The sequence below is a fragment of the Brevibacterium pigmentatum genome (assembly GCF_011617465.1).
Classification (GTDB): Bacteria; Actinomycetota; Actinomycetes; order Actinomycetales; family Brevibacteriaceae; genus Brevibacterium; species Brevibacterium pigmentatum.
On record NZ_CP050153.1, the window covers coordinates 2,447,701 to 2,472,691 of the forward strand.

22 protein-coding genes are annotated in these 24,991 nt (G+C 66.0%); 6 read left to right on the forward strand and 16 right to left on the reverse strand.

All coding sequences use genetic code 11. The features are described 5' to 3' along the window. Nucleotides 1-96 precede the first annotated feature (96 nt). The 4 genes from infB to GUY30_RS11030 all read right to left on the reverse strand — a co-directional run bounded on the left by infB (nucleotide 97) and on the right by GUY30_RS11030 (nucleotide 5,067). Complete coding sequence (infB, locus tag GUY30_RS11015) at nucleotides 97-3,024, reverse strand: translation initiation factor IF-2 (RefSeq protein ID WP_167197349.1); 2,928 nt, start codon at nucleotides 3,022-3,024, stop codon at nucleotides 97-99. Nucleotides 3,025-3,154: 130 nt separating this feature from the next. After that, complete coding sequence (locus GUY30_RS11020) at nucleotides 3,155-3,493, reverse strand: YlxR family protein (RefSeq protein WP_323127749.1); 339 nt, start codon at nucleotides 3,491-3,493, stop codon at nucleotides 3,155-3,157. A 9-nt stretch (nucleotides 3,494-3,502) separates the two neighbouring features. Continuing rightward, nucleotides 3,503-4,465, reverse strand: coding sequence for a transcription termination factor NusA (nusA, locus tag GUY30_RS11025; RefSeq protein WP_101547295.1), 963 nt, complete (start codon nucleotides 4,463-4,465; stop codon nucleotides 3,503-3,505). Nucleotides 4,466-4,602: 137 nt separating this feature from the next. Then, on the reverse strand, nucleotides 4,603-5,067 hold the full coding sequence (locus GUY30_RS11030) for a ribosome maturation factor RimP (protein ID WP_167197353.1): 465 nt from the start codon (nucleotides 5,065-5,067) through the stop codon (nucleotides 4,603-4,605). Nucleotides 5,068-5,258: 191 nt separating this feature from the next. Here GUY30_RS11030 and GUY30_RS11035 point away from each other — a divergent pair, with 191 nt between their 5' ends. Next, nucleotides 5,259-6,224 (forward strand): hypothetical protein, encoded by a 966-nt coding sequence (locus tag GUY30_RS11035; RefSeq protein WP_167197356.1) that lies wholly within the window; start codon nucleotides 5,259-5,261, stop codon nucleotides 6,222-6,224. Then, nucleotides 6,221-7,240, forward strand: a complete 1,020-nt coding sequence (locus GUY30_RS11040) for an aminoglycoside phosphotransferase family protein (RefSeq protein ID WP_167197359.1) — start codon at nucleotides 6,221-6,223, stop codon at nucleotides 7,238-7,240. Before GUY30_RS11035 ends, GUY30_RS11040 begins: the two co-directional genes overlap by 4 nt. Nucleotides 7,241-7,308: 68 nt before the next feature. Here the strand turns inward: GUY30_RS11040 and GUY30_RS11045 are convergent, their stop codons facing one another. Beyond that, the gene (locus GUY30_RS11045; protein WP_228281260.1) at nucleotides 7,309-8,118 is read right to left on the reverse strand and encodes a TSUP family transporter; all 810 of its coding nucleotides are present in this window, start codon (nucleotides 8,116-8,118) and stop codon (nucleotides 7,309-7,311) included. Between the two features lie 9 nt (nucleotides 8,119-8,127). After that, nucleotides 8,128-9,975 carry a proline--tRNA ligase gene (locus GUY30_RS11050; RefSeq protein ID WP_167197362.1) on the reverse strand — a complete coding sequence of 616 codons (1,848 nt, stop codon included), beginning with the start codon at nucleotides 9,973-9,975 and terminating at the stop codon, nucleotides 8,128-8,130. Nucleotides 9,976-10,181: 206 nt separating this feature from the next. On the opposite strand from GUY30_RS11050, the gene GUY30_RS11055 reads away from it, so the two are divergent. Both GUY30_RS11055 and GUY30_RS11060 read left to right on the forward strand, forming a co-directional pair. After that, complete coding sequence (locus tag GUY30_RS11055; RefSeq protein ID WP_167197364.1) at nucleotides 10,182-10,979, forward strand: NUDIX hydrolase; 798 nt, start codon at nucleotides 10,182-10,184, stop codon at nucleotides 10,977-10,979. A 1-nt stretch (nucleotide 10,980) separates the two neighbouring features. Beyond that, nucleotides 10,981-11,397 (forward strand): RNA-binding S4 domain-containing protein, encoded by a 417-nt coding sequence (locus tag GUY30_RS11060; RefSeq protein WP_167197367.1) that lies wholly within the window; start codon nucleotides 10,981-10,983, stop codon nucleotides 11,395-11,397. A 12-nt stretch (nucleotides 11,398-11,409) separates the two neighbouring features. Here the strand turns inward: GUY30_RS11060 and GUY30_RS11065 are convergent, their stop codons facing one another. Both GUY30_RS11065 and ispG read right to left on the reverse strand, forming a co-directional pair. Then, nucleotides 11,410-12,291, reverse strand: coding sequence for a GNAT family N-acetyltransferase (locus GUY30_RS11065; RefSeq protein WP_167197370.1), 882 nt, complete (start codon nucleotides 12,289-12,291; stop codon nucleotides 11,410-11,412). A gap of 81 nt (nucleotides 12,292-12,372) precedes the next feature. Next, nucleotides 12,373-13,536 (reverse strand): flavodoxin-dependent (E)-4-hydroxy-3-methylbut-2-enyl-diphosphate synthase, encoded by a 1,164-nt coding sequence (gene ispG / locus GUY30_RS11070; RefSeq protein ID WP_167197373.1) that lies wholly within the window; start codon nucleotides 13,534-13,536, stop codon nucleotides 12,373-12,375. Between the two features lie 280 nt (nucleotides 13,537-13,816). Here ispG and GUY30_RS11075 point away from each other — a divergent pair, with 280 nt between their 5' ends. After that, the gene (locus GUY30_RS11075; protein ID WP_167197376.1) at nucleotides 13,817-15,217 is read left to right on the forward strand and encodes a serine hydrolase domain-containing protein; all 1,401 of its coding nucleotides are present in this window, start codon (nucleotides 13,817-13,819) and stop codon (nucleotides 15,215-15,217) included. A 20-nt stretch (nucleotides 15,218-15,237) separates the two neighbouring features. On the opposite strand, the gene GUY30_RS11080 is transcribed toward GUY30_RS11075, so the two are convergent. After that, entirely contained in the window at nucleotides 15,238-16,749 is a 1,512-nt protein-coding gene (locus GUY30_RS11080) for a M50 family metallopeptidase (protein WP_167197379.1), read from the reverse strand. Continuing rightward, on the reverse strand, nucleotides 16,746-17,966 hold the full coding sequence (gene dxr, locus GUY30_RS11085; RefSeq protein ID WP_167197382.1) for a 1-deoxy-D-xylulose-5-phosphate reductoisomerase: 1,221 nt from the start codon (nucleotides 17,964-17,966) through the stop codon (nucleotides 16,746-16,748). Before dxr ends, GUY30_RS11080 begins: the two co-directional genes overlap by 4 nt. A 159-nt stretch (nucleotides 17,967-18,125) precedes the next feature. Between dxr and GUY30_RS11090 the strand changes: the two genes are divergently transcribed. Then, on the forward strand, nucleotides 18,126-19,325 hold the full coding sequence (locus GUY30_RS11090; RefSeq protein WP_167200928.1) for an acyl-CoA dehydrogenase family protein: 1,200 nt from the start codon (nucleotides 18,126-18,128) through the stop codon (nucleotides 19,323-19,325). A gap of 206 nt (nucleotides 19,326-19,531) precedes the next feature. Here GUY30_RS11090 and GUY30_RS11095 read toward each other — a convergent pair whose 3' ends face one another. From GUY30_RS11095 to frr, 6 genes are all read right to left on the reverse strand, one after another. Beyond that, nucleotides 19,532-20,413: a class I SAM-dependent methyltransferase gene (locus tag GUY30_RS11095; RefSeq protein ID WP_208091406.1), complete on the reverse strand. Its 882-nt coding sequence runs from the start codon at nucleotides 20,411-20,413 to the stop codon at nucleotides 19,532-19,534. A gap of 73 nt (nucleotides 20,414-20,486) precedes the next feature. After that, nucleotides 20,487-21,242: a hypothetical protein gene (locus tag GUY30_RS11100; RefSeq protein WP_167197385.1), complete on the reverse strand. Its 756-nt coding sequence runs from the start codon at nucleotides 21,240-21,242 to the stop codon at nucleotides 20,487-20,489. Next, nucleotides 21,235-21,795: a DivIVA domain-containing protein gene (locus GUY30_RS11105; RefSeq protein ID WP_025777300.1), complete on the reverse strand. Its 561-nt coding sequence runs from the start codon at nucleotides 21,793-21,795 to the stop codon at nucleotides 21,235-21,237. The genes GUY30_RS11100 and GUY30_RS11105 overlap by 8 nt, the downstream gene beginning before the upstream one ends. A gap of 112 nt (nucleotides 21,796-21,907) precedes the next feature. Next, a complete protein-coding gene (gene rlmN, locus GUY30_RS11110) occupies nucleotides 21,908-23,212 on the reverse strand; it encodes a 23S rRNA (adenine(2503)-C(2))-methyltransferase RlmN (protein WP_228281262.1) in 1,305 nt (434 codons plus the stop codon). A 131-nt stretch (nucleotides 23,213-23,343) separates the two neighbouring features. Continuing rightward, on the reverse strand, nucleotides 23,344-24,366 hold the full coding sequence (locus GUY30_RS11115) for a phosphatidate cytidylyltransferase (protein WP_167197388.1): 1,023 nt from the start codon (nucleotides 24,364-24,366) through the stop codon (nucleotides 23,344-23,346). Continuing rightward, nucleotides 24,366-24,923: a ribosome recycling factor gene (frr, locus tag GUY30_RS11120; RefSeq protein ID WP_167197391.1), complete on the reverse strand. Its 558-nt coding sequence runs from the start codon at nucleotides 24,921-24,923 to the stop codon at nucleotides 24,366-24,368. Before frr ends, GUY30_RS11115 begins: the two co-directional genes overlap by 1 nt. Nucleotides 24,924-24,991 lie beyond the last annotated feature (68 nt).

Consider the following 24,991-nt stretch of genomic DNA (forward strand, 5'->3'; position numbering starts at 1 on the left):
GACCGGAGCCATCGATTCACGGTATGAGCCCCATCCTTGTCCTCGTCAGCGCTGCTGCGCTGACGAGCCACCGGGTGCGACTCGCTCCGCGACCGATCAGTCGCGCGGCTTCTCCTGCATCTCGAAGGTCTCGATGATGTCGCCGACGCGCAGGTCGTTGAACTTGCCGAGTCCGATACCGCACTCGTAGCCCTCGCGGACCTCGGTGGCATCGTCCTTGAACCGACGCAGCGATTCGATGTGGACGTTGTCGCCGATGACGATTCCGTCGCGGGTGACGCGAGCGGTCGAGTTACGCTTGATGAGGCCGTCGCGGACGATCGAGCCGGCGATGTTGCCGAACTTCGAGGAACGGAAGACCTCGCGGATCTCCGCCGTACCGGTCTGGACCTCTTCGTACTCGGGCTTGAGCATGCCCTTGAGCGAGGACTCGATGTCTTCGATCGCCTGGTAGATGACCGAGTAGTAGCGGACGTCGACGCCTTCGCGGTCTGCCAGGTCGCGAGCCTTCGCTTCCGGACGGACGTTGAAGCCGAGGACGATCGCGTTGTCGACCGTGGCCAGGTTGATGTCGTTCTCCGTGATCGCACCGACGCCGCGGTGGATGATCCGCAGGTCGACGTCGTCGCCCACATCGATCTTGAGCAGCGAATCCTCGAGTGCTTCGACGGCACCGGAGACGTCACCCTTGAGGATGAGGTTGAGCATGTCGACCTTGCCCTCAGCCAGAGCCTTCGTGAAGTCCTCGAGGCTGATGCGCTTGCGACCGCGAGCCTGAGCAGCGTTGCGCTCGATGGCGTCACGCTTCTCAGCGATCTGGCGAGCCGTGCGATCATCATCGGTGGAGATGAACGAATCACCGGCGCGCGGCACGGACGACAGACCGAGCACCTGCACGGGGCGGGAGGGTCCGGCCTCCTCGACGACATTGCCGTTCTCATCGAACATCGCACGCACACGTCCGTAGGCGGTGCCGCAGACGATGGCGTCGCCCTGACGCAGGGTGCCGGACTCGACGAGGACGGTGGCAACCGCACCGCGGCCCTTGTCGAGCTTGGCCTCGATCGCGATGCCGCGAGCGGACTTGTCGGGGTTCGCCCGCAGGTCCAGGGCCGCATCGGTGGTCAGCAGGACGGACTCGAGCAGCTGGTCGATGCCCTCGCGTTTAAGCGCGGAGATCGGCACGAACATGGTCTCGCCGCCGTACTCTTCGGCCACGAGGTTGTATTCGGTCAGCTGCTGCATGACCTTGGCGGGGTTGGCGCCTTCCTTGTCGACCTTGTTCACAGCCACGACGATCGGCACATCGGCCGCCTGAGCATGGTTGAGAGCTTCGATCGTCTGCGGCATGACGCCGTCGTCGGCGGCGACCACGAGGATCGCGAGGTCCGTCGACTTCGCACCACGGGCACGCATGGCGGTGAACGCCTCGTGACCAGGGGTATCGAGGAAGGTGAGCTTGCGCTCCTGCCCCTCGTGGTCGACCTCGACCTGGTAGGCACCGATGTGCTGAGTGATTCCGCCGGCCTCGCGGGAGGCGACATTGGCCGAACGGATCGCATCGAGCAGCTTGGTCTTACCGTGATCGACGTGACCCATGACGGTGATGACCGGCGGACGTGCCTGCAGATCCTCATCGTCCTCTTCTGCGGCTTCGGCATCGAGGTCGATGTCGAAGGTCTCGAGCAGCTCACGGTCTTCGTCTTCGGGCGAGACGATCTCGATCTTGTAGCCGAGCTCCTCACCGAGGACCTCGAAGGTCGCTTCGTCGAGGGACTGGGTGATCGTGGCCATCTCACCGAGGTGGAAGAGCACGGTCACGAGGTTCGTCGGATCGGTGTTGATCTTCTCGGCGAAGTCGGCCAGCGAGGAGCCGCGACGCAGACGCAGCGGCGTATTGCCGTCTCCGCGCGGAACGGTGACGCCACCGACCGACGGAGCCTGCATCTGCTCGAGCTCTGCGCGCTTCGCCCGCTTCGACTTGCGTCCCTTCTGACGGGGGCCGCCGCCGCGGCCGAATGCACCCTGTGTGCTTCCGCGACCGCGACCTGAACCGCGACCACCGGGACCGCCGCCGGGTCCACGACGAGGACCGCCTGGAGCGCCGCCCGGTGCACCGGGTGCGCCGCCGGGGGCATTTCCGCGGCCGCCTCCACCGCGACCGCGGCCGGGAGCGGGCTTGTTCAGTGCCGAGTTCTTCAGCATCGACGGGTTGGGGCGGGGTGCGCCCGGGCGAGGTGCCGGACGCGGACCGCCGGAGGATTCCTCACCGGAACCGCGCTGCTTCTGACCGGGCTTCGGCATTCCCTGCGAAGGTGCGAAGGGGTTGTTGCCGGGGCGTCCGCCCTGTCCACCTTGACCGCCTTGACCACCCTGACCGCCGGAACGACCGCCGGGCTTAGGTCCACGACCGGGCTTCGGCATTCCCTGCGAGGAGGCGAAGGGGTTGTTGCCGGGACGCGCGGCACCACGGCCACCGGGCTTCGGGGCACCCGGCTTGGGCGCTCCGGGCTTCGGGGCGCCGGGCTTAGGCGCGGCAGCCGGCTTCGGCGCGCCGGGCTTCGGCGCCGAGGAGGCAGCAGGCTTGGCCTCGGCTGCGGGAGCCTCGGTCGGTTCTGCGGCCTTCGGAGTCGACGGCTTGGCGGCCGGCTTGGCGCCGGGCTTCGGTGCGGACTTCGCAGCGGGGGCGGCATCCTCGGCGGGGGCCGATTTTGCCGAAGCAGCAGGCTTCGAAGCACCGGGCTTGGCAGCCGACTTCGCGGCGGGCTTGGGTGCGGGCTTCGCACCGGGTTTCGGGGCTCCGGGCTTCGCGGCCGGCTTGGCGGCCTTCTTCGCGCCAGCGGACTTCTCACCACCGGCGGGAGCGGAATCGGCGAAGGCCTCCTTCACGCGGCGCACGACGGGCGCTTCGAGCGTCGAAGAGGCGGAGCGAACGAATTCGCCCATGTCCTGGAGCTTTTCGAGGACGTTCTTGCTTGTTGTGCCGAGCTCTTTCGCGAGCTCATGGACACGGGGCTTTGCCACAGTTCTCCTGTCCGGGTTCTTTCCCGGTCAGGAAAGAACCTCATCAATGAAGAGCAGTACTCATCTCACTGCTCTCTCGAATTCCGTCTGGGTGTCATCGTGCGACACTCACAACTTGTCATCCATTCGGCTACCCGTTCTCTTTGGGTTCGGTGTCCGGCCTCGGGAGGTCCGAGGCGGTGATCTTCGTTCGAAAGGATCGAGCGAAGGCGGCAGTGGTCAGGGCCTTGTTCAGGCACTTCTCGTCAGGGTGCACCCACGCACCACGCCCCGGCAGTGTCGCTGACACATCGTGGACGACGGCGGGGTGCTGATCGGGGCGGAACACGAAGCGTGTCAGCTCGTCCCGACCGGCCTTCTGCCTACAGGCGATGCACGTCCTTACGGGTCCATCACCAACATTCACAATGAATGATTCTACAGCACCGCCACCCCCGCGCGCGCCAAGGGGGCCAGTGGTGCGAATCACTGCATGAGGCTACTCGCCTGCGACGATGTCGATCTTCCAGCCGGTGAGCTTCGCCGCCAGGCGGGCGTTCTGGCCTTCCTTGCCGATGGCCAGGGAGAGCTGGTCGGTGGGGACGACGGCGCGGGATTCCTGTGCGGCGGCGTCGAGGATCTCCACGCTCTTGGCCTTGGCCGGGGACAGCGCGTGGGCGATGAACTTCGCCGGGTCGTCGGAGTAGTCGACGATGTCGATCTTCTCCTGGCCGAGTTCGTTCATGACCGCGCGCACGCGGGAGCCGAGTTCGCCGATGCACGAGCCCTTCGCGTTGACTCCAGGCTTCGTGGCGCGCACGGCGAGTTTCGTGCGGTGGCCGGCTTCGCGGGCCAGGGACACGATCTCGACGGTGCCGTCGGCGATCTCCGGGGCCTCATGGGCGAAGAGTCGGCGCACGAGGTTCGGGTGGGTGCGGGAGACGGTGACCGACGTGCCCTTCGTTCCCTTGTGCACGTCGGCGATGTAGACGCGCAGGCGGGTGCCGTGGGCGTAGGTCTCGCCGGGGACCTGCTCGTGCGGCGGCAGCACCGCTTCGACGTCTCCGATGTCGACCTGGACCATCTGCGGGTCCCGGCCCTGCTGGATGATGCCGGAGACGATCTCGCCCTCACGGCCCTTGAACGTGCCGAGCAGCGTCTCGTCTTCGACATCGCGCAGCCGCTGGTGGATGACCTGTCGAGCAGTCTGGGCGGCGATCCGGCCGAAGCCGGTGGGAGTGTCGTCGAACTCGCCGATCGGATTGTCGTCGTTGTCGAATTCCACGGCGAGGATGCGCACCTCGCCGGTGGACTTGTCGAGTTCGGCGCGGGCGTCGGGCCAGGCCCCTTCGGTCTTCTGGTAGGCGAGGAAGAGCGCCTGTTCGATGAGTTCGATGAGGGTTTCCAGCGGAATCTCACGCTCTCGTTCGATGACGCGCAGAACATTGAGGTCGATGTCCATGTCTAAGTCCTCTCTCGCTCAACCGAGCATTGAATTGTCTGTGTTCACTTATGCAGGCGTAACAGTCTATCCCAGTCTGCGCCTGCACTCTGCCTGCGCTGGGGCCATCTCACCGCCGGCGGAGCGTGAGGTTCGCCTCAGCGGAACTTCAATTCCACCTGGGCCTTGCGAATCTCGCCGAGATCGACCGTCTTCGACTCCTTGCGCTGGGGGTCCGTGCCCGTGATCGAACTCTCCCCCACCTCGGCGAGGTCGAGCTTGAAGGTGTCCTTCTTCGTCGTGATCTCCAGGCGACGGCCGATGACGCGTCGGAAGTGGCGGGGGGTCTCGAGCTGCCGGGTGGCACCGGGGCTCGTGACCTCGAGCTGGTACGGCTTGTCCCGGAAGATCTCGACCTCGTCGAGGGCGTCGCCGACGATCTTCGTCGATTCGGCGACCTTCTCCATCGACATCGGATCGGTGCTCGATTCGTCGAGGTCGACGACGACGGTGAGCGTGCGCCGCGGACCGGCCGCCACCGCTTTGACGGTCTCGAGGTGGAATCCCGCATCCTGCAGGGGCGGGGCGAGCAGTCCTTTGATCCGCTCGACGTCTTCGTCCATTTCTCCTCCATATCCTTGTGCGTCCCCTTCGCCGAGGCGGGGCGAGGGGGCCGGCGCACCGTGCACGTGTGCGACCGCCGTGTTCTCCCCCACCCTAAGCGACAGCCGCCGTCGAGGTTAAGCCTTCGGCGCGGTTCGGGTGGTGATCGGGTCTCCCCCGCCGGTGACGGGGCATCCGATAGGATTGCCTTATGCGTTTTCCCGTCAGTCGCCGCGGCCTGCTCACTGCCGGCGTCGGCGGGCTGAGCGTCGGCCTGCTCACCGCCTGCGGCCTGCGACTCGATCAGGATCCCGAGATCCCCACGCTCGATTCGACCCAGCAGCTGCGCAATCGTCTGGCCCGCATCCTCGACTCCACCTCCCCCGGCTCCGGGGATCCCGAAACCGCCGGTGAGGACCTCGCCGATTTCGTTGACGCGGTCGGACCAGTGTGGAATCCGCCGACCGAGTTCGCCACCGAGGCGCCCCCGACCGAGGAGGACCGCACCTTCGTCCAAGCCGCCGAGGTGGCTTCCCGCGCCGTCTTCGAAGCGTCGTCGTCCTTGGGCTCGGATCTCATTCCCGTCCTGGCCGATGTGGCCACGGGTCTGGCTCTGGTCGCCGGGACGAAGAAGCCGGAGCTCATCACCACCGCAGATGAGCTCATCCGCGCCGGCCGTGAGGAGCTCGATCAGAGCAAGGACGGAAAGCAGACGCCTCAGGGCTCGGACGACGGGGACGAGGGCGACGAGAAGAAGGCCGATCGCGCGAAGGTCTTCAACGCGATCCTCAACCAATCACGGGCGGCCGCCTACGGCTATGAACGGCTTGCCGTGAACTTCCATTCGAAGTCGCGCGAACGCAAGGCTGCGTTGGCACGGCTCGAATCCTTGGGCGCTCTGTCCGGGGAGATGCTGGAACTCCTCGGTGAGGACTCGGCCGACCCGGCCGCCTCGGCGTGGAAGCTCGACCCCACCCCGACGGATGCGGAATCCGCGAAGGAACTCGCGCTCTCCCTCGAGGACGGCGTCGCTTCCGCGCTTCTGCCCTGGTTGGAGGCGGACGCCTCGGCGATTCTCCGGCTCTGGGAATCGGCCCGGACCCGGATGGTCTTCGCCGCTACCCAGCCGCTGCGTTTCACCTATGACGAACCCGGGCAGGCGGAGGTGCAGGAGTGAAGGTCCCACCGGTTCTCTACCGCGCGACGCGCGAGATCATCGGCGAATATCGCACCGATTCGTGGGTTGCCGCGCTCGACTATATGGCCAACGAGCTCCTCGACCGGTGGAAGCTGCGCTTCGACGATGTGCCAGGGGCACCGTGGGCCGGCTGCGAGTCCTTGGTCATTCCGGTGCTCACTCAGGAGAACTATCAGGGGGTGCTGCGGTTCGCCGCTCCCACCTCGGCGCATACAGCCGCGCATGCGCAGGTGCTGCGCGCGCTGAAGATGTGGAACGGGCACGGGGCCGTCCGGGTCATCCGGGATGATCGCAGCTTCCGGGTCACTCTGCAGGAGAGGCTGCGCACGAAGGACAATCTGTCCGTGCTCCCCCTGGCCGATGTCCCGCCGGTGTGGGGTGCCCTGCAGCGGTCCTTGGAGATTCCGGCGACCTCGGAGTTCCTGCGGGTCCAGGACGTCGTGGCCGGGTGGCTGAACTCGTTCGATGCCGATGCCGCGCTGCTGACCGGGTGGTCGGAGGCAGGTCCGCACGATTCCATGCTGCTGTCGTTCGCGCGCAATTGGATGCAGACTCTCGCGTCGTCGGATGAGAACTGGCTCATCCACGCCGATCTGCATTACTACAACATCCTCGCAGGCAATCCCGATCCGACGGGCATCTCGACGTGGAAGGCCATCGACCCACAGCCCTTGGCCGGTCCGACCGCCTACAGCCTGGCTCCGATCCTGTGGAACCGTCTGGCCGAGATCCCCTCGGACCATCCGCAGGCGCAGGCGGCGTGGCTGCGCGGCTTCGCCACGGATCTGGCGCTGTGCGCCGGGGTCGATCCGCAGTACGGGATGGGTGCGACCGTGGCGCGGGAGATCACGAATATGTTCTGGTACCTGCGCGCGGCCTCCGGCGGGTCGAACTCGGGCTTGGCCGATGCCGCCCGATCCCTGTGGGTGGCGCGCGCCCTGTCGGGTGCCGACGTGGCCGGCGTCAATGCCCACGCCCTCAAACCCATCGGCTGACCCTAATTGCTACCTGACGGCGGCCCAGATACCTCGCGCGAGGTTGCTGGGCCGCCGTCAGGTAGTAATTAGTGGATGAGGCTGGTGATGACTTCGAAGCCGAGTTTGAGGATGAGGGCGGAGACGACGATGACGAAGATGACGCGGACGAACCCGGACCCCCTCGCCAGCGCGGTGCGGGCACCGAAGATCCCGCCGGTGACGTTGCCGACGGCCATGATCACGCCCAGCAGCCAGACGACCTGACCGTCGGGGATGAAGTAGACGAGTGCACCGAAGTTCGTCGCCCAGTTGATGACCTTCGCCGTCGCCGAAGCCTGCAGGAACGAGAATCCGATGATCGAGACGAAGGCGATGACGAGGAACGATCCCGTCCCCGGCCCGAGCACTCCGTCGTAGATGCCGATGACGAGCCCGATCAGCCACGACAGGGCATGGTGACGTTTCGACGATTCACCGAAGCGCAGCGTGGCATCGGCCCCGAGACTCGGGTTGAGCACGGTGAAGATCCCGACCCCGATGAGCGCCACCAGGATGATCGGGGTGAACGCGTCGCTGGGCACCAGGGTCGCGAGCTTCGCACCGAGCACGGCGCCTAAGAACGCCGAGGCCGCCGCTGGGATCGTCGCCGACCGGTCCGGGGTGATCTTGCGCAGATAGGTGATCGCCGAGGCGGTCGTGCCCGCAATCGACCCGATCTTATTCGTCGCGACTGCTTGGACGGGGCTCATCCCCGGCACCAGAAGCAGCGCGGGCAGCTGGATCAGTCCGCCCCCGCCGACGACGGCATCGATCCACCCGGCGAGGACTCCCGCGGCGAGCAGCCACAGGACCATGGTCCACGTGACGTCGATGCCTCCGGCGAGGGCTTCGAACACCGAGGCTGCTCAGGCGTTCTGGTCGGCCGTGACCGCCGCATCGGCCGCGGCTGCGGCCTTCGCGTACGCCTCACGCACGCGTGCCACGGTCGTGGGCACCACCTCGGCGACGGGCTGGTCGGACTTCTCCCCGGCCAGACGGTCGCGCACCTCGACGACTCCGTCGGCCAGGCCGCGGCCGGCGACGATGACGGTGGGGATGCCGATGAGCTCGGCATCGGCGAATTTGAATCCGGGCGAGACCTTGTTGCGGTCATCGAGGAGCACGCTCACACCTTCGGCTTCGAGCTCGGCCGTCATCTTCTCGGCGGCTGCAGCGATCTCCTCACCCTTGCCGGCGACGATGATGTGCACATCGGCCGGGGCCAGGTGCTGGGGCCACAGGAGTCCGTCCTCGGAGTGGTATTCCTCGGCGATGCAGGCCATGACGCGGGTGACGCCGAGTCCGTAGGAGCCCATGGTCACGGTCGTCGCCTTGCCGTTCTGGTCGAGGACTTTGAGGTCGAGGGAGTCGGCGTACTTACGTCCGAGCTTGAAGATCTGACCGATCTCGACGCCGCGGGCGAGTTCCAGCGGTCCGGAACCGTCCGGTGCCGGATCGCCGAGGACGACCTGAGCGGCTTCGATCGTGCCGTCGGCGACGAAGTCCCGTCCGGCGACGAGGTCGAAGACGTGGCGGCCGGGCTCGTTGGCTCCAGTGATCCAGCGGGTGCCGTCGACGACGCGGGGGTCGAGCAGGTAACGGATCTTCGAGGGCGATTCGAGGCCGAGGACCGGCGCATCGAGCGAGTTTCCGGGCCCGATGTATCCCTTGACGAGCTCCGGATGGGCGGCGAGATCCTCAGTCGTCGCGGCTTCGAGGTCGACCTCACCGTCGCCGAGCATTCCGGTGCCGGCGGCGCGGTCGAGGTCGACTTCGCGGTCACCGGGCAGGCCGATGACGATGATCTCGCGAGTGCCGTCGGGGTGGGTGACGGCGCAGACGACGTTCTTCAGCGTGTCTGCGGCGGTCCATTCGCGATCGGTGCGCGGGTGCGATGCGTTCGCAGCGGCCACGAGGGTCTCGATGGTCGGGGTGTCAGGGGTGTCCTCGACATGCGCGGCGGGCGACTGCGAGTAGGGAATCGCCTCGGGCACGATCGAGGTCACGGCCTCGACGTTCGCGGCATATCCGCCCGGGGACTTCACGAAGGTGTCCTCTCCGACCTCGGAGGGGTAGATGAACTCTTCGGTTCCGGAGCCGCCCATGGCGCCCGGGGTCGCTTTGACCGGCAGGCACGGCAGGCCGAGTCGGGCGAAGGCACGCAGGTAGGCCACGCGCATGGCCTCGTAGGAGGCGTCGAGTCCGGCGTCGTCGATGTCGAAGGAGTAGGCGTCCTTCATGATGAATTCGCGACCGCGCAGCAGACCGGCGCGGGGGCGAGCCTCGTCGCGGTACTTCGTCTGGATCTGGTAGATCGACAGCGGCAGGTCTTTGTACGAGGAGTAGAGGTCCTTGACCAGGAGGGTGAAGACCTCCTCATGGGTGGGGGCGAGGATGTAGTCGTTCTCGCGGCGGTCCTTGAGGTGGAAGAGGTCGGGTCCGAAGGCCTCCCACCGGCCGGACTTCTTGTACGGATCGGCGGGCAGCAGGCCCGGGAAGTGAACTTCCTGGGAGCCGGCGAGCGCCATCTCTTCGCGCACGATGGCCTCGATCTTCCCGAGCACGGCCAGTCCCAGCGGCAGCCACGTGTAGATTCCCGGTGCTGACCTGCGGATGTATCCGGCACGGTGCAGCAGTTTGTGGCTGGCCACCTCGGCGCCGACCGGGTCCTCCTTCTGGGTTCGCACGAACAGGGACGACATGCGCAGGGCCATGGGTAAATCTCCTCAACTTGTCAAGACTCAGATCGAACACTATCGCACGCGGGCGAGCCGGAGGGAATCGGTGCGGGCGCGGATTCGTCACCTGGGGGAAGAGAATTAGACTGGGGGCTGCAGCACCGAACCACAGCATCGGTCGGGGCCGTCCGGTTCCCCGCCCGGTCACCGCCGAGATGACGAGTCCGAACGATACGAAGAGCATGCCTGATCCCAGCCAACTCACGCAGTTCCCGCGGCCCTCGGTCGCGGTCGACACCGCGGTCCTCTGCCCCGTGCCCGGCCGTGGCCTGCATGTTCTCATGACCCATCCCGGAGACGGGGTGTGGCAGCTGCCCGGGTCGATCCTGCGTCCGCAGGAACGCCTCGCCGAGGCGGTCGCCCGCTGCCTGCGCGAGAAGGCCCGCCTCGTCGACCGTGCCCCCGTCCAGCTGCACGTGTTCGATCAGCCCGACCGTGATGATCGCGGCTGGGTCATCTCCGTGGCCCACCTCGATGTCCTCTCTGCCGCCGATGTCGGACTCGCAGAGGATGGCGGTCCAGGTGAGCAGGGTGCGGAAGACACCCCCACCGAGGCGGCCGTCCCCGAAACCGCCGACGCTGAGCTGCCGGAGTCGGATTCCGATCACCCGGATTTCCCCGTCCACCGGCGGAAGCTCGTTCCCGTCCACGACGTCCATGAGCTCAGTGCCGAACATCAGGAGATCGTCCGCGTAGCCGTGCACCGTCTGCGGGCGTTCCACGAGCGCACCCCGGATCCCTTCGGACTGCTGGAGAAGGAGTTCTCGCTGCGTCAGCTGCGCGAACTGCATGAGATCGTCGCCGGTGAGAGTCTGCAGGCCGATACATTCCGGCGCACCATGCTGCCGCTGCTCGACCCCACCGGGGAGGCCGTCAGTCAGGGACGAGGCCGTCCCGCGCAGACATTCACCCGGCGCTCGGCTCTGGCGCTGCGTGCCGACACCCGGATACAGGTGCCCGAGGGACCCCGACGGGAGTGAGATGACGGAGATCAACCGAGACGCGGACAAACATATGCGCGTCGACGTGTGGCTGTGGGCCACGCGGATGTTCAAGACCCGCAACCTCGCCACTCAGGCCTGCCGCGGCGGACATGTGCAGGTCGATGGTCAGCGCGTCAAAGCCGCGCAGAAAGTGACGATCGGCCAAGAGGTGCGGGTGCGTAAGGCCGGCTCCGAGTTCATCTGGAAGATCACCGGCTTCATCCCCACGCGGATGCAGGCCTCCATCGCCGTCCAGTGCTATGACGACCTCACTCCCCCGCCCGATCCCGCGCTGCGCGGGTTCGTGCCCCGGCGTGACAAGGGTCTGGGACGTCCGACGAAGAAGGACCGCCGGGAGATGGAGAAGTTCCTCGGCGATATGGCCAAGCCGCAGTCCCGGAACCGCCGCGACTGACATCCCGACGACTCAGTACATGACGGTGGCGAAGGTTCCGACCTGCTCGAAGCCGACGCGGGCATACATGCGCAGCGCCGTCTCGTTGTAGTCGTTGGCGTACAGGCTCACCGTGGAATGCCCCTTGTCGCGGGTGCGTTGGACGACTGCTGCCATGCCCGCGGCCCCGAGCCCCTGGTTGCGCACCCCGGGGTGGACCCACACTCCTTGCACCTGGACGATGCGGCGGGCACGGATGCCGATATCGGCCTTGAACAGCACCTGTTCGTCCTGTTCGGTGGCCGGCCAGCGGGGCACCGCGCCTCCCTGCGGCAGTGTCGACGAGATCCGGGCGTAGCAGTTCTTGCCACGGATGATCCCCCGCACCCGCGACAGGTATCCGGCGGTGCCGTCCTCGATCGGTGAGAAACCGACCTCTTTGGTGAACATGTCGACACTGGCGGGAAACACCGCGCCGAGGTCGTCAAGGGTCACTCGATGCACGTGCTCATCCGGGGTGACCTGCGGGTCGGAGCTGATGGCCAGCAGCGGCTGCCGTTCGCGCACTCCGCGCGCTCGGCCCCAATTGAGTCGCTGCTGAAGGTCGAGGATGACTGACCGGTTGCCGATGAGTGAGCAGGACACGCGTCCGTCGGCGTTGAGTTTGCGGGCGAGCACTTCGTTCGTCGCCGGGGTCGCCGCGACCGGGATGATGTTGCCGCCCACCCAGTAGGCGGCGACGGGCCGGTCCCCGTCGAAGATTCCGTACAGAGTGCCGGCCGGAGAGCCCAACCGGGCAGTGCCCGTGACCTCGAGCAGGGAGATGAGGTAGACGTTCTCGCAGGGATTGCGCGCAAGCAGGTCCGTCAGCCACCGAGTGTGCTGATGTTCCAGTCGTGCGATCCTCAGCGCCATGTGCCCCTGAACTCTTTCTCAGCCGTGAGCATGGGCCGATGACCGGACCATGTCTCTGTTCGTCCTCACAAGGTATCGCACCTACCCGACGGTGACTTCAGGCGGCCCCGACGCAGCACCGGATGGCTGCGCCGCTGCCTCCTCGGCGATGCGGTTGGCCTCATGGATGAGGGTCTCGACGATCTCGGATTCGGGCACGGTTCGGATGACCTCGCCCTTGACGAAGATCTGCCCCTTGCCGTTGCCGCTGGCCACACCGAGGTCGGCGTCGCGGGCCTCACCCGGGCCGTTGACGACGCATCCCATGACGGCCACACGCAGCGGCACTTCCATGCCTTCGAGGCCTTCGGTGACGCGTTCGGCGAGCGTGTATACGTCCACCTGCGCGCGCCCGCAGGACGGGCAGGAGACGATCTCGAGCTTCCGGGGCCGCAGGTTGAGTGATTCGAGGATCTGGTTGCCGACCTTGACCTCCTCGGCAGGAGGGGCGGACAGCGACACCCGGATGGTGTCTCCTATGCCCTCGGCCAGCAGGTGACCGAAGGCGGTAGCGGATTTGATCGTGCCCTGAAAAGCGGGCCCCGCCTCGGTGACGCCGAGGTGGAGCGGCCAATCGCCGCGCTCGGCGAGCAGCTCGTAGGCGCGGACCATGATCACCGGGTCATGGTGTTTGACGGAGATCTTGAAGTCATAAAATCCGTGCTCTTCGAACAGCGACGCCTCCCACAGCGCGGATTCGACGAGCGCCTCGGGCGTGGCTCTGCCGTACTTGTCCATCAGCCGTTTGTCCAGCGAGCCGGCGTTGACGCCGATGCGGATGGACACACCCGCCTCGGCGGCGGCCTTCGAGATTTCCTTGACCTGATCGTCGAATCTGCGGATGTTGCCGGGGTTGACGCGCACTCCCGCACAGCCGGCGTCGATGGCGGCGAAGACGTATTTGGGTTGGAAATGGATATCGGCGATGACGGGGATCTGGGATTTGCCGGCGATGATCGGCAGGGCCGCGGCGTCGTCGGCGGTGGGGCAGGCCACGCGCACGATATCGCAGCCGGCGGCGGTGAGTTCGGCGATCTGCTGCAGGGTCCCGTTGATGTCCGTCGTCTGCGTCGTCGTCATCGACTGCACGCTCACCGGGGAATCGGATCCGACCCCGACCTTTCCGACGTTGATCTGCCTCGTCTTCCTTCGCGGAGCGAGCACGGGAGGCGGTGGGGCGGGCATTCCGAGATTGACCGATGTCACGAAGGATCCCTTCAGTCGGGCTGGTGACCAGCCACAATGTCCGAGCCGGCGCCGATGCGGGGCCCGGATTGTGCGAACCATCACCATTGTAGGACCTCCCACTGACACACGACTGTCCCTCCGCAGGGCGTACCCCGGACAGTCAACCGGCGCACCTCGGGCGGCCCCCGCGCGACCTCGACTCCACCCGTACCACGCCATGGCCCACTGGTCCCGATCCAGTGTCACCGGCCGACGGTAGTGTGAAGGTGACCTGACGTCTGCGCGAAGGAGCAGCCCTGTGAGCACACCCGGATTCGTCGAACCCGATGTCGAGGCGATGGCCGCGGCTCTCGAAGCCGAAGCACAGAAACTCGACGACCAGGGTGGGTCCCTGGCCTGGGGAATCTTTCGCCGAGGCGGCCCTGCCCGAACCGCGAACGCCGACGTCCCGTACCGGATCGCTTCGATGACGAAGTCCTTCACCGCCGCAGCCATCGGGCTCCTCGCCGCCGACGGACTCGATCTCGACGCTCCCTTCGGCGCCCTGCTCCCGGAACTGACCGATACGGCCATCGCCGACCGCACCTGCCGGCAGGCGTTGACGATGAGCACCGGTTTCACCAAGGACGACCCGTGGGCGGACCGGATGGAGGCGATGACTCCGACCGAGCTCACCGACTGGCTGCACCGCGGCGCCATCGCCTGCGCCCGCGCCGACACCGGCTATGAGTATTCGAACCTCGGCTATGCCCTGCTCGGCATGGTCGCCGAGGCGGTCACAGGCAGGGCTTTCACCGAACTCGTGTCCACTGAGATCTTCGAACCCCTGAAGCTCACGCGCACCGGTTTCGACCACACGGACTTCCCGGACCTGGCGACCGGGTTCCGCGTCGACCTGGGCGGCGGCCTCCACCCGGCCGAACTCACCGGCCCAGGAGTCTTCTCCCCCATCGGCGGGGTCATCTCCACGGTGAACGACATCGGCACATGGATGGACGCGCATCTCGACGCCCTCGAACGCATGGACTCCTATGCTTCCGGATCCTGGTCGCGGATCCTCACCGACAACCAACAGCCACGACGGACCATGGAGATCCAGAGGAGCGACCATCACGCGGAGACGCTCAACTACGGGTACGGGCTCGAGACACGTCTGGACACGCGTTTCGGTCGCGTCGTCTGCCATTCCGGCGGTTACCCCGGGTACGGCTCACATATGCGCTGGTTCCCGGATCTCGGGCTGAGCATCGTCGCCCTCGGCAACACAACGTACTATCCGGCGCAGCGCGTCGTCCAGGACGCACTCGATCTCGGCTGGGCGGCGGCCACGGGACGACCGGGCACCCGACTGGAACGACGGACCACCTCGGCGCCGGTGCCCCGTTATCCCGCCGCCCAACCCCAGATCGACACCGTGATGGCCGCGGCGAACCTCGTCAACGACTTCGACGACAACCTCGCCGAGGCGATCTTCTCGATGAACATGGACCTCGACGAACCCCGCGACGAGCGGCGGGAACGCTTCGCCCGGTGGCGGGCGGATAAGCAGCTCGACCGTCCCCTCACCGAGGCGGACCTCACGATGGTCTCCCCGCTGCGCGGAATCGCCACGGTGCCGAGTAAGGCAGAGGCGAAGGCCACGATCACGGTCGGGCTCAACCACCTCGGCGAGGTGCAGGCGATCACCCTCAACTCCTGAGCCCACCTGCCGCCCGGAAACTAACCCCCGGAGTTGAAGATCGCGTCGAGGGTGATGGGTTTGACGAGGTCGACGTAGACGAGCAGCGCGGTCATGCACAGCATCAGTCCGATGCACACATACGTCAGTGGCAGCAGCTTCGCCGTGTCGAAGGGGCCTACGAGTCCGCGTCCGCGCCACCGGTTGAAGCGGCGACGCGCACCTTCGTAGAGGCCCACGGCGATGTGCCCGCCGTCGAGAGGCAGCAGCGGGATCATGTTGAACGCGAAGAGGAAGATGTTGAGCGAGCCGAGCATGCCCAGCCCCATCTGCGCCTTGTCAATGACGTCGATCTGGTCGGTTGACACGATCTCGCCGGCGATGCGGCCGACGCCGACCATGCCGACGAGTCCTTCGGCATCCCGGTCCTTCGTCCCGACGGCCACCTCGCCGATATCGACGAGTTTGACCGGCAGGGTGATGATCGCGTGGAAGACTCCGGAGACCTGGTCCCACACCGCGCCGGGGAACTCAGCGAGCGGCAGGGACTGACGTTCCTGGACGGGTCCGACGCCGAAGAATCCTTGGGTCTCGGTCTGCGGAGTTCCGTCCGGGTTGAGCACGGCCTTGCCGGTGTCGTCGACCTTCGGCCGTTCGCTGGCGATGATCGGCACGGTCACCGTTTGGGCCTGACCATCTCGGATGAAGTCGACATCGACGCGTTCGCCTGCATGTTCCTTGATGACCGAGGACAGCTGGTCCCAGTCCTTCGTCTCGACGCCGGCGATCGAGGTGATCTCGTCACCCGGTTTGATCCCAGCCTCCCACGCGGGGGTGAGCTGATCGTCGGGACGGCAGGTGTTCTGCTCCGAGGCGGGACGCTGCTGCGCTTCGGACGCGGGCACCGCACATTCGACGACGGTCTGGACGGTCGTCGTCGGAGTGACCACACCGATGCCCAGCAGCGAGATCCCCATGATGAGGATGCCCAGGATGAGGTTGACGAAGGGACCGGAGAACATGACGACGAGCCGTTTGGGGACGCTGAGCGCATAGAACGTCCGGTGCTCCTCCCCCGGCTCGATCTCCTGGTTCGAGAACTCGCGGGCATCGGCCATCGTGTCTTCGAACAGCCGCCCCTTCCGCTTCTTCCGGTCCCGGCGCAGCGGAGCGGCATCACCGTCATCCATCCCCTCGCCGAGGCGGTCCGACGTGCCGTCGACCCCGCCGTCGGCTGCGTCGTCGGCGACACCGCTGACGGTGCCGCCCTTCTGCGCCGCGACGGCTCCCTCATGGCGAGCCTTCGTCGCCTCCTCGGGCGGATACATTCCCGGCATCGCGATGAACCCGCCCAGCGGGAACGCTTTGATGCCGTATTCGGTCTCACCACGGCGGAAGGAGAACAGGGTCGGTCCGAATCCGACCATATAGTGCGTGACCTTCACCCCGAACTTCTTTGCCGGGGTGAGGTGACCGAGTTCGTGCAGCGCAATCGAGATCGAGATGCCGATGAGGAACAGAATGACCCCGACGATGTAGAGCACAACTGTCATCGGCGGCCTCCGTTCTGTTCAGCGACATCGGCGCGAGCGAAGTCGCGTGCCCATGCGTCGGCGGCCAGTACGGTATCGACCGTGTGTTCGGCTGCGGGTTCGTGAGCGGCCAGGGCCCGGGCCAGGCCTTTGTCGATTCCGGTGAAGGCGATGTCGCCGGCGATGAATGCGGCGACGAGCTCCTCATTGGCGGCGTTGAGCACCGCCGGATAGCTGCGACCCTTCCTGCCGGCGTCGATGGCCAGACCGAGCGCGGGAAAAGCGAGATGGTTGACCGGTTCGAACGACCAGTGCATGGGCTGTCCCCAGTTGTGCGGGACGGCTCCCGAGGTCAAACGCCTCGTCGCTCCATCGTCCTGTGTGCCCAGAGCATAGGAGATCGGCAGGCGCATATCCGGCGGGGAGATCTGCGCGATCGTCGAGGCATCGGTGAATTCGACCATCGAATGGATCTGCGACTGCGGATGCACGACGACTTCGATGTGGTCGAAGTCGATGCCGAAGAGCAGGTGGGCTTCGATGACTTCGAGGCCTTTGTTGACCAGAGTCGCCGAGTTGATGGTGATCATCGACCCCATCGACCAGGTGGGATGGTTGAGCGCCTGGGCGGGAGTGACCCGACGCAGGGCATCGCGGGTCATTCCACGGAAGGGACCGCCCGAGGCGGTGATGATGAGTTTGCTGACTTCTCCGTGCGTGCCGGCGCGCAGCGCCTGGGCGATGGCGGAGTGCTCACTGTCGACCGGCACCAGGCGGGCCCCGGAGGCACGAGCGGCATCGAGGACGATGGACCCGCCGATGATGAGTGATTCCTTGTTCGCCAGGGCCACGTCCGTGCCGCGTTCAAGGGCGGCTAGGGTCGCGCCGAGACCGGCGGCACCAGTGATCGCGTTGAGGACCATGTCCGCGGCCAACCCCGCGACCGCCTCGGCGGCGTCGACACCTAAGTGGATGGCTTCGACGGGATCGGCGATGCCCCGCTCGGCAGCCATCTCGGTCAGCCGCGCACGCACCTCGGCTTCGCCTCCGGCTGGTGGGATCGTGAGCCCGATGACGGGGACGTGGAAATCGAGGGCCTGCTCGAGCAGAAGGTCGATCTGGGTCCCGGCGGCCAAGCCGAGAACCGCGTGCTCGTCCCGGTGCTCGGCGAGGACATCTAGGGCCTGGGTGCCGACCGAACCGGTTGAGCCGACTACAATGAAACCACGTTTACTCACGCCAACCGATGATGCCAAAGTTCTCTGGGAAATGACTCGACACGGACTCGTGTGGCGCCCGACGGACCATGGTCATCTGACGCGCTTCGGGACACCGACCCTTCGAGGTGTTCCGGCAGAGTAAGTGAGTGAAGAGAATCAATGGCGAAAGAGATGGATATGAGCAAGACGCTGAGCCCTGACGACATTCTTGGACTGGATTCGGTCTTCGAACCTGATGACCTCGAATTCGCATCGATCGTGAAGAAGTGGCTGGACGAGAACGTCCGTGAGAAGATCGGCGACTACTTCCTCGACGCCACCATCCCCGCCCGCGAACTGGCCGAAGGACTCGGCGAACTCGGCCTGCTGGGCATGCACCTCGACGGCTACGGCTGCGGCGGATCGACCGCAACTCAGTACGGACTGGCCTGCCGTGAGCTCGAGGCCATCGACTCCGGTCTGCGTTCGCTGGTGTCTGTGCAGGGTTCGCTGGCGATGTTCGCCATCCACCACTGGGGATCGGAAGCGCAGAAGGAAGAATGGCTGCCGAAGATGGCCGCCGGCAAGGCCATCGGCTGCTTCGGTCTGACCGAACCCGATGTCGGCTCCGACCCGTCGGGCATGAAGACGACCGCGAAGAAGGACGGATCCGACTGGATCCTCAACGGCGCGAAGATGTGGATCACGAACTCCCCTGTCTCCGACGTCATGGTCGTGTGGGCCAAGACCGAAGAGGTCGACGACAAGGGCAAGAACGTCGTCCGCGGCTTCGTCGTCCCCTCGAACACCGAGGGTGTGCAGACTCCCGAGATCCACCGCAAGATCTCGCTGCGCGCCTCCATCACCGGTGAGATCGTTCTCGACAACGTCCGCCTGCCCGAGGATGCGATGCTGCCGAAGGCCAAGGGACTCAAGGGCCCCCTGTCCTGCCTGTCCGAGGCCCGCTACGGCATCGTCTTCGGTGTCACCGGCGCCGCCCGCGATGCGCTGCTCTCCGCGCTCGAGTACACCGGCACCCGCGTCCAGTTCGATCGCCCGCTGGCATCGTTCCAGATCACTCAGCAGAAGCTCGCGAAGGCCTTCGGCCAGTACTCGCAGATCACTCTGCTCGCCGCTCACCTGGGCAAGATCAAGGACTCGGAGAAGGGTGTGCGTCCGGAGCAGATCAGCCTGGGCAAGATGGTCAACGTCGACACCGCGATGAATGTCTGCCGTGACCTGCGCGCACTGTTCGGCGGCTCGGGCATCACGAGCGAGTACCCGCCGCTGCGTCACGCGGTCAACCTCGAGACCGTGCTCACCTACGAAGGCACGCACGAAGTGCATCAGCTGACCCTGGGTCGCACGATGACCGGAATCAACGCCTTCGCCAACTGAGCGACGTCGCCTAGGCGCTGCTGAGCGCCGTGCAACCTACCGCCCGTCGAATCCGCAAGGATTCGGCGGGCGGTCTGCGTACCGACACCACCCGCACCGACTGGTTCAACGTGCAGGCGCGCAGCCTTAAGGCCGTGCGCGTGCATTTAGAACCAGTCGGTAGGCAACCGGGCCGGCTGAAACCACCCGATTTCAGCCGGCCGTTGTCATTTCCCGTGGCCCGCAGGTGTCCGTCGCAGTTCGAGGACGACGGTGTGGTCATCCTCGCCGAGGTGGGTCCGGACTTCCAACCCTCGCGCGGTGGCGAATCCGGTGGCTTCTGCGACCTGATCCCGTCCGAGTTCGATGAGCAGCACACCGCCCGGAGCCAACCAGTCGAGTGACTCCGTGATGAGACGGCGGACGAGGTCGAGCCCGTCCGATCCGCCGAAGAGAGCGGTGCTCGGTTCGAAGTCGAGAGCTTCGCGTGGCAGGAAGTCGACGGCTGTGACGGGCACATAGGGTGGAACGGCCGCGATGACGTCAATGCCGCAGCGCAGCACGTCCGGCAGTCCGTGCAGACAGTCGAGGACATGCCCTTCCACGGTGGCACCGGAATCCCCTGCCTGTGCAGAGGCAGCCATGTTCGTCACGGCGCACCGCAAAGCCTGTTCGTCGGCATCACCGAGGTGGATGACCGCATCCGACACCAAGGCGGCCACGACGGCGGCGACGGGACCGGCCCCGCAGAAGGCTTCGAGCACAATGGGTTGTGGGACCGATTGCGCTCCTGGTCCGGCGCCACTCCCCCGTTGGTCGGTCAGCTGCCTGACGGCGGCCACTGCGCGTTCGGCCAGCAGTCTTGTCCGCTGCCGTGGCACAAACACTCCGGGCTGGACACTCAATCGCAAACCGGCGAAGTCGACCCATCCGACGATCTGCTCGAGGGGCTCACCGGATACACGGCGAGCCACCAGCCCATCGAGTCTCGGCGCGGAGCCATCGACGACAGGTGCGGAGCCAGTGAAGTCAGTTGCGACCGCCGCCTCAAGGAGGATCACTGCTTCGTCTTCGGCGAAGACGCAGCCCGCCGCGCGCAGCGTGTCCACGGTCTGCGGGAAGCGCCGATCAGCCCGAGCGGCGATGTCGTCTCTCGGGTCGAAGCCCCTGGTCTGCCAGGCCTCAGGAGGCAGAGAGGACCTCGTTGCGGTACCAGTCGAGGCTCGATCCGGCTGGGATCTCACCGTCGTCGGTGAGCAGCAGCGTGTGGTCGGGTGCCAGCGGTACGACAGCGGCGAATTCGACTCGGGAGTCGCGCATCGCCTGGTCGAGGTTCGCGGTCTCGGAGCCGATAGTCAGGCCGACACCTTCGAAGCGTGAACGAGTGACCCGCACTGAGGCACGGCCCGGCTCGATCGGTTCGGCGACGATTCCGTGCAGGACGATCGTGTTCTGGGCAGAATCTGTGCCGACTCCTTCGCCGCCACCAACGCCAGCACCGCCACCGTCGACACCGCCACCGTCGACACCGCCACCGGGCGTCGCTCCATCGGTCCCGGCGCGCAGATCCACGGCGAGTCCGATCCGGGCGGCAGCGAGCAGTCCGAGCGCCCGCGCCAGGGGTGGGACATCCTCGGCGAGGGTGAGCGTGGCTCCGGACTCCGGAACCACGCCCATCGCACGCAGCACTCCGGCGAGCTTCGAACTGCGGTCGAGCACCTCGGCGCGATCGAGTTCGACGGGAACAGACAGCGCCTTGATCAGGCGGGGGTCCGTGACTTCACGGCCGTCGACGAGCGGTTTCTCCGGAGCCGGACCGGTCAGCACGATGTCTTCGGCCTTGCCCATCGCGATCGGGAAGTCGAGGAATTCGTACACCGGGTTGAGTGTGCCGGGATCGGTCGCGGTCGGGACCGCGAAGTAGTGGAAATCAGTCAACGGAGGCCATCACTTCGACGACGCGGTCGATGAACGCATCGACCTGGTCCTCGTTGTATGCCTTCTTGCCTTTCGCGGTCTTGAACAGCACGCGGCGGACCTGATCGACGCTCATCGCCACGCCCTGCGTGAAGTATGAGTTGACCTTGTCGCACATGTCGTCGACCTGGGTGATGTCGTAGCCGATGACCCCGGGAGGCGGGTTGTCGAAGCGCTCTCCTGGTTCGCGGACGAGGCGTCCCCGCAAGGACGCGGCCACACGAGTGAGCTCGGAGACCCAGGCGTCCTGACCGGACTGCGCGATCAGACGATCGCGCGCCTGCTTGGCGAATGCGTCTTCGAGACGGTCGAGTGCGGCATCGACGACGGCGACGTGGTAGCCCTTGCGGACGAGATCGAAGCCGACCGTGCGCACCGCCCGGGAATCGAGGTCGCCGGGCTGCGGCGTCGGCCGTTCGAAGGACTCACGTGCGCGCTTGAAGAAGCTGTCGACCTGCTTGGGGTCGTATCCGTTCTTCCAACCGGACATTCGAGGGAAAGTCGTGTCCGCCATGTCTCCTCCAGAAGCGAGTGGCTGTGGTGTTTCCACCATCTTAGATGGAAGCCGCTGAAATTGCGTGGCCGCGGTCAGCTGATGCCGATCCGGACGTCGTTCCGGGCGTCGATCAGTCGGCTGCGGCGAGCTGTCCGCAGGCGCCGTCGATGTCGGAGCCGCGGGTATCGCGGATCGTCGTCGGGATGCCCTGATCGACGAGGCGGCGGACGAATTCGTCGGCGACTTCCGGTTCGGAGGCTGTCCACACCGAGCCCGGCGTCGGGTTGAGCGGGATCGGGTTGACGTGGACCCAGCCGCGTCCGCGGGCGTTGAGTTTCTTCGCCAGCAGTTCGGCGCGCCAGGCGTGGTCGTTCATGTCCTTGATGAGCGCGTATTCGATGCTCACTCGCCGCCCGGTCACCTGGTAGTAGTTGTAGGCGGCGTCGATGGCCTCGTCGGCCTTCCAGCGCGTATTGACCGGGATCATCTCGTCGCGCAGTTCGTCATCGGGCGCGTGGAGGCTGAGCGCGAAGGTGACGGGGATGTCCTCGGCGGCGAGTTTGTTGATGCCGGGCACCAGGCCGACCGTGGAGATCGTGATCCGCCGAGCCGACATGCCCAATCCTTCGGGCGTGGGTCCGACGAATCGGCGTACCGCGTTCATCACTCGCTTGTAGTTGGCCAGGGGTTCGCCCATGCCCATGAAGACGATGTTCGAGACCCGTTCGGGACCGCTCGCCGAGGTGGCCGTGACCTCCCCGTCGAATGCGGACTCCCCCGCCGCATCGTCATCGTCGGCTTCCGCGCCGAGCGCGGTCTCGCCGGCACCGGGCATATCCGACTTCGGAGCCTCGGAGAGTTCGCCGGCGGCGATGACCTGGTTGGCGCGGACGACCTGTTCGACGATCTCGGCCGTGGACATGTTCCTGGTCAGACCCTGCTGTCCGGTGGCGCAGAACGGGCAGTTCATTCCGCAGCCGCACTGGCTGGACACACACAGCGTGACGCGGTTGCGATAGCGCATGAGCACGGACTCGACGAGAGCTCCGTCGAAGAGGCGCCACAGGAACTTGATGGTGTCGCCGTTCTCGGTGCGCAGGCGGCGTACCTCGGTGAGCAGGTGCGGGAAGAACCGCTCCTGGATCTCAGCCCGCTTGTCCTTGGGCAGGTCCGTCATCGCCTCGGTGTCGGTGACGTAGTGGCTGAAGTAGTGGGTGGAGATCTGTTTGGCCCGGAACGCGGGCAGCCCCATCTCCTTGACCGCGTCGATGCGTTCGTCCATCGTCATATCGGCCAGATGCTGAGGCGGCTGCTTGACCCGTGCGGACTTGAAGTTGAGAAGGGGACGGCCATCGCGCATCGGGGTCTTCGATGTCGTGCCGTCGGCATGTTCGACGACGGGCCTGGTCTGCCTTCTGCCTGCTTGAGAACTCACACGGCCATTGTCTCATGTTCGCCGCGCGGCTGTCGTGTGTGAGCCGCCACGTCGGGCGGGATGAGAACGGGGCGCGTGCGAACCAGGCCCTGGGCGGAGTCGGCCAGACGAGTCGGTGTCAGCCGGGCAGGTCAGAGGTAGCCGGGCAGCACCGAGAAGAGGACGAGCGCAACGGGAGCTGTCGGCAGGATCGAGTCGAGTCGGTCCATCACACCGCCGTGGCCGGGCAGCAAGGTGCCCATGTCCTTGAGTTCGAGGTCGCGTTTGATCATCGATTCGCTGAAATCGCCGAGGGTGGCGAAAGCGGGGATGACGGCACCGATGACCAGACCGGTCCAGAACGGGGCCCCGACGACCGCGACCGCCAGGATCGTCGCGACGACTGCGGCGAAGACGGTGGAGCCGAGGTAGCCCTCCCAGGACTTCTTCGGGGAGATCCGCGGGGCGATGGGGTGTTTGCCCCACAACACGCCGAAGACGTAGCCGCCGGTGTCGGAGGCGACGACGGCGGAGAGGAAGATGATGACGAAGAAATTGCCGTCCGGCTGGGTGAGGATGTAGACGATGAAGCAGGCCATGAGGCCGACGTAGGTAAGGGCGAAGAGGGAGAGCGAGACGTCTTTGACTGCGTTCTTCCGGCGCTCGACCATCGTGAAGAGCATGACCGCTCCGGCGCTGGCGGCGAAGGTGACCCAGAGGGCTTCGCGGCCGCCGATGAAGGTGGCGACGACCATACAGGCGGCCGATACCATTGTGGGCACGCGGGAGACGAGGGAACCGGAGCGTGACAGCGCGTTCGCCAGCTCCCACATTGCGGCGACGATGCCGATGAGGACGATGAAGAGGAAGGAGATCGGCAGGAAGATCAGGGATGCCAGCACTACTCCGCCGATGAGCAGCCCCATGCCGATCGCGGCCGGCAGGTTGCGTCCGGCCCGACCGTAGTCCTTCTGCTCTGGTTCGCTTTCGGCCGCGGCCGCCTCGGCGGTGGGGTTCGACTCCGGGTCGTCAGGCGAATACGGCTTGTCCGAGTTGCGCAGATCTCGACGTCTGGGGAAAGGGGTCTCTGACCGCGCGGCCTCGCCTGACGGATCCGGCTCCCCGAAGGGAGCCGGATCTGTCGCGGGGCTGTCGGACCCTGTCACTGCGATCATCAGACCTCGAGCAGCTCAGCTTCCTTCTGCGCAAGCAGCTTATCGACGCTTTCGACCTTGCTCTTCGTCAGATCGTCGAGTTCGGAGATGCTGCGAGTGACCTCGTCCTCGCCGGCTTCGCCGTCCTTCTTGATCCGTTCGAGCGTCTCTTTGGCGTGACGGCGGATGTTGCGGATGGAGACCTTGCCGTCTTCGGCTTTGCCCTTGACGATCTTGACGTATTCCTTGCGGCGTTCCTCGGTGAGGTCCGGGAGGACGACGCGGATGACGTTGCCGTCGTTGGCGGGGTTCGCACCGATGTCGGAGTTGCGCAGAGCGTTCTCGATGTCGTTCAGCGTGCCCTTGTCATAGGGGGTCACGAGGATCGTGCGTGCCTCGGGCGTCTGGAACGAGGCGAGCTGCTGCAGCGGCGTCGGGGCACCGTAGTAGTCGATCTCGATATCGGCGAACAGTGCGGGGTTGGCGCGGCCGGTGCGGATCGACGCGAAGTCGTCCTGCGTGAATTCGACGGCTTTGTCCATCTTCTCTCTGGCTTCGGCCAGTGTCTCTTCAATCACGGTTGCCTCTTTCCATCTCTTAAAGCTTTGAGTTCATTCTATGGGTCATCGCTGGAAAATGCCGCACC